Below are 3,660 nucleotides of genomic sequence, written 5' to 3'. Positions count from 1 at the left end.
TTGGGCATCAGCCCCGCATGTTTGCGCTGTTCATGGCGGATCAGCCCCCAAATGCCAAGGGCCAGAAGGGCGGCGGCGACGAATGGCAGAACGGCCAGAATCTCAGCCGGGGTGATGCAGCTGAGGAGGGCCGGATCGCAGGAGGGGGCGGTTTGTTCCATGTCTTAGCGCCGGTTGTGATCGATGGATCGCGTGACGGCTTTGACGTCGGTTTCTTCCATGCCGAGTTTTTTGGCGTCTTTTGGCGTGGGGCGCATATGGCTGAGAGGGCGGCGATAGCGCGAGGCCAGCCAGTCGTCGGCCAGAATGGCCGCCACCAGCGCAAGGCCGCCTATGGTCAGCCAGCCGAGCATTATTCAGGCGCCTTGGTGGTCAGCGCCAGTGCGTGCAATTCGCCGTGCGAGCCGTCCATTTTGCCTTTGAGGGCGGCGTAGACCGCACGTTGTTGTTGCACGCGGTTCTTGCCTTTGAAGCTGGGGTCCGTGACGGAGGCTGCGAAATGCTGGCCGTCGTCGCCCTGTACTTGGATGTCGCCTTCAGGGAAGGCGTCGCGCAGCAGGGTTTCAATCTCGTGGGCGGTGATGGGCATGGGGGCGCGGGCTCCGGTTCTAGTTTGTTTGAATGTAGGAGGGGTGAGGGCCGTGGGCAAGTCTGTCGCGGTCACGCCGGTGTGTCCCTGCGGGGCGGGGGGCAAAAATTCTTCGAATTTTTGTGGTGCGGTGAGGATAGTGGCCCCGTGCAAGGCGGGGTGCCATTTGGGTACCGGCCCTCCGGGGGGAGTTTTTTGGGCCAGATGAAGGGGGGCGATCGGGACGCCCCTGGTTGGTGTTTTTAGGCAAACGTTTCTGCGAAGGTGCCGCGATAGATCGCCGCGAGGTCCGAGAGCGGGGCGGAGGTGCTGCCCATGGTCACATCCGTGCCGCCGAATTTGCCCACGGTCTGGATGGCAACGCCGGCTTGGGCGGCGGCTGTCATCAGGGCCTCGGCCTTGTCGAAGTTGCAGGCGACCAGATAGCGGGCCTGATCTTCGCCAAAGAGTGTCGGCGTGTCGGCGGCGTCAAGGGTGACACCGGTGTCGGCGGCTTCGGCCATTTCGAACGCGGCCAATGCCAGACCGCCATCGCTGAGGTCGGTGCAGGCGTCGATCCACTGGCGGTTGGCGCGGATGAAGTCGCCGTTGCGCTTTTCGGCGTCGAGGTCCACCGCAGGCGCGTCGCCTTCTTCGCGGTTGAAGACTTCGGCAAGCAGGGCCGATTGGCCCAGATGGCCGGTTGTGTCCCCGATCAGCAGCGCCACGTGACCGTCGCGGGCGGTGCCGAGGATCATCTCATCTTCGGAGGCGAGCAGCCCCACAGCGCCGATGGTGGGCGTGGGCAGAATGCCGGTGCCGTCGGTTTCATTATAAAGCGATACGTTGCCCGACACGATGGGCATGTCGAGCGCTTTGACCGCTTTGCCGATGCCTTTGATCGCGCCCACGAACTGGCCCATGATTTCGGGCTTTTCGGGGTTGCCGAAGTTCATGTTGTCGGTGGTGGCCAGCGGGGTTGCGCCCACGGCGGTCAGGTTGCGGTAGGCCTCGGCCACCGCTTGTGCGCCGCCCATTTCGGGGTTGGCTTTGACATAACGAGGCGTCACGTCGGAGGTGAAGGCCACGGCTTTGCCGGTGCCGTGCACCCGCACGATGCCAGCCCCTTGGCCGGGTTGGCGGATGGTGTCCGCCATGACCTGGCTGTCGTATTGTTCATAAACCCATTGTTTGGCCGCATAGTTGGGCGAGGACAGCAGCGCCTTGAGGCCGTCGATGGGATCTATGCCGGGCACCTCCGACAGCGGTTCAGCGGCGGGCGTTTCCACCCATGGGCGGTCGTATTCGGGGGCGGAGCCTGAGAGCGTCGCCAGCGGCAGGTCTGCCTTAATCTTGCCGTTGTGCAGGATCAGGAAGCGGTCTTCGGCGATGGTTTCGCCCACGATGGCAAAATCGAGGTCCCATTTGGTGAAGACAGCGCGGGCTTCGGCCTCAAGCTCGGGCTTCAGCACCATGAGCATGCGTTCCTGACTTTCAGACAACATCATCTCATAGGCGGTCATGTTGTCTTCGCGCTGGGGCACGTCTTCGAGGTTGAGTTTGACGCCAAGGCCGCCCTTGTCGCCCATTTCCACGGCAGAGCAGGTGAGGCCAGCGGCCCCCATATCCTGGATGGAGATCACGGCACCGGTGGCCATAAGTTCCAAGGTGGCTTCCATCAGGCGCTTTTCGGTGAAGGGGTCGCCGACTTGCACGGTGGGACGTTTGTCTTCGATCGTGTCATCAAATTCGGCGGAGGCCATGGTGGCCCCGCCCACGCCGTCGCGGCCGGTTTTGGCACCAAGATAGACGACGGGCATGCCCACACCGGAGGCGGCGGAGTAGAAAATTTTGTCGGTGTCAGCGAGGCCCGCCGCAAAGGCGTTCACAAGGCAGTTGCCGTTGTAGGCGGGGTGGAAGCGGACTTCACCACCCACGGTGGGTACGCCAAAGCAGTTGCCGTAGCCGCCCACGCCTTCGACCACGCCGTGCACCAGGGCTCGCGTCTTGTGGTGTGAGGGTTCGCCGAAGGACAGGGAGTTCATCGCCGCGATAGGACGCGCCCCCATGGTGAAGACGTCGCGCAGGATGCCGCCTACGCCTGTGGCCGCACCTTGGTAGGGTTCGATGTATGACGGGTGGTTGTGGCTTTCCATTTTGAAGACGATGCACTGGCCGTCGCCGATATCGACGATGCCTGCGTTTTCACCGGGGCCGCAGATGACTTGGGGGCCTTCCGTGGGCAGCGTGCGGAGCCATTTCTTGGACGATTTGTAGGAACAATGTTCGTTCCACATGGCGGAGAAGATGCCCAGTTCGGTGAACGTCGGTTCACGCCCGATAATGTCCAGAATGCGGTCGTATTCGTCAGGGGACAGGCCGTGGGCTGAAATCAGGTCTTGGGTGATGGCTGGTTCTTGCATGACGGTCCCCTCAGATGCGTTGCGCGACGTGTATGCCAAGGGCGCGCGGGGTTCAACGGGGCAGGTGAGGGGGGACAGGTTCGCCTGGACGCAGGGCAGCGGGTGCGGTTGACGCGGTGCGTGACAGGCGGTCCTTAGGCGAGGCCAAGCGCGGCGAGATAGATCGCGCCCAGCGTGCCGGTCAACACGATAAGGGCCCATGAACTTACCGTGTTGAATTCATAGGCCGGGTGCCGCCTGAAAAAGACATGCAGACCGACGTGAATGATGGCGAAAACCGCAAGTCCGACCCGCGTGGCACTTTGCGGATTGCCGTCACCACCCCACAAAAGCAGGGCAAACAGGGGAACATGCGCCCAGATGAATATCTGTTCGCCCAACCGTTCGGGCAGGGCCCTGAGCACGGGCATCACGCGCCATTCGTGACGTTTCACGGCATCAAGCTCATGTGTGAAGAACGCGCCAATCGTGGCATAATAGAGCAGGTCAAGCATGGTGCGCGTCTTGGAAGTTGCGAACGACAAAGACCTACTTACGAATTTTGCGATACGGAAGGGCAGAATTTCGCGATGGCCCTTTCAAGGCGGAAGGTTGGCCGAAGGGTGGGGCGCCGGAAAAAGAAAAGCCGGGCACAAGGCCCGGCAAAGTCCAACAGGGAGGTATAAAGCG

Annotated in this window: 4 protein-coding genes; all 4 read right to left on the bottom strand. The window is 62.2% G+C overall.

Annotation, left to right across the window (positions count from 1 at the left end; all coding sequences use genetic code 11):
- Positions 1–164: 164 nt before the first annotated feature.
- Positions 165–353 carry a hypothetical protein gene (locus QZ653_RS03160; RefSeq protein ID WP_296417531.1) on the bottom strand — a complete coding sequence of 63 codons (189 nt, stop codon included), beginning with the start codon at positions 351–353 and terminating at the stop codon, positions 165–167.
- Entirely contained in the window at positions 353–589 is a 237-nt protein-coding gene (locus QZ653_RS03155; RefSeq protein WP_296417605.1) for a BolA/IbaG family iron-sulfur metabolism protein, read from the bottom strand. Before QZ653_RS03155 ends, QZ653_RS03160 begins: the two co-directional genes overlap by 1 nt.
- 242 nt (positions 590–831) lie before the next feature.
- Positions 832–2,991 carry a phosphoribosylformylglycinamidine synthase subunit PurL gene (purL, locus tag QZ653_RS03150; RefSeq protein WP_296417530.1) on the bottom strand — a complete coding sequence of 720 codons (2,160 nt, stop codon included), beginning with the start codon at positions 2,989–2,991 and terminating at the stop codon, positions 832–834.
- 134 nt (positions 2,992–3,125) lie between these two features.
- The gene (locus QZ653_RS03145; RefSeq protein WP_296417529.1) at positions 3,126–3,485 is read right to left on the bottom strand and encodes a DUF6713 family protein; all 360 of its coding nucleotides are present in this window, start codon (positions 3,483–3,485) and stop codon (positions 3,126–3,128) included.
- Between the last annotated feature and the right edge of the window lie 175 nt (positions 3,486–3,660).

Source organism: Pseudooctadecabacter sp., from assembly GCF_020627745.1.
Taxonomy (GTDB): domain Bacteria; phylum Pseudomonadota; class Alphaproteobacteria; order Rhodobacterales; family Rhodobacteraceae; genus Octadecabacter.
Note: the sequence above shows the minus strand (reverse complement) of the source record. Positions and strands in the feature narration are given on the sequence as shown.

Coding starts and splice junctions, on each gene's coding strand:
- QZ653_RS03160 (WP_296417531.1), bottom strand. CDS start 353: ATGCTCGGCTGGCTGACCATAGGCGGCCTTGCGCTGGTGGCGGCCATT.
- QZ653_RS03155 (WP_296417605.1), bottom strand. CDS start 589: ATGCCCATCACCGCCCACGAGATTGAAACCCTGCTGCGCGACGCCTTC.
- purL (WP_296417530.1), bottom strand. CDS start 2,991: ATGCAAGAACCAGCCATCACCCAAGACCTGATTTCAGCCCACGGCCTG.
- QZ653_RS03145 (WP_296417529.1), bottom strand. CDS start 3,485: ATGCTTGACCTGCTCTATTATGCCACGATTGGCGCGTTCTTCACACAT.